Origin of the sequence: Pseudomonas sp. E45-MNA-CIBAN-0222 (assembly GCF_040310405.1) — a bacterium.
Lineage (GTDB): Bacteria > Pseudomonadota > Gammaproteobacteria > Pseudomonadales > Pseudomonadaceae > Stutzerimonas > Stutzerimonas stutzeri_AC.
In genome coordinates, this window is sequence record NZ_JBEOPU010000065.1 from 1 (window position 1) to 283 (window position 283).

1 pseudogene is annotated in these 283 nt (G+C 60.8%); it reads right to left on the bottom strand.

Features of this window, described 5'->3' with window-relative positions:
• Positions 1-283: pseudogene (locus AAEZ08_RS22790) on the bottom strand (hypothetical protein); the annotation flags it as partial.

Genomic DNA, 283 nt, shown 5'->3' on the forward strand with positions numbered 1-283 from the left:
GCCCTGCATTACCAGACCCTTTGGAAGCTGGCTGGCGGCGACGGTGGCTTTTTCGACGTTTGCCAGGAACAGCGGAATCGAACCCACGACAAACGTTGGGTTCTCGGGGAACAGGTTCAGGTCGTAGGTAATGACGCCGCGCCCTGGGTCAACTTCAAATGCCTCGGTAGGCAGCTCGATGGGCTTACCGCGCTGGCCGTCCTCATTGGCGGTAAAGAATGTCACGGGTGCATCGGCGCCACTGCGGGCTTCGCCCAGCAGGTCGTCGTTGAAGGTGTAGGGG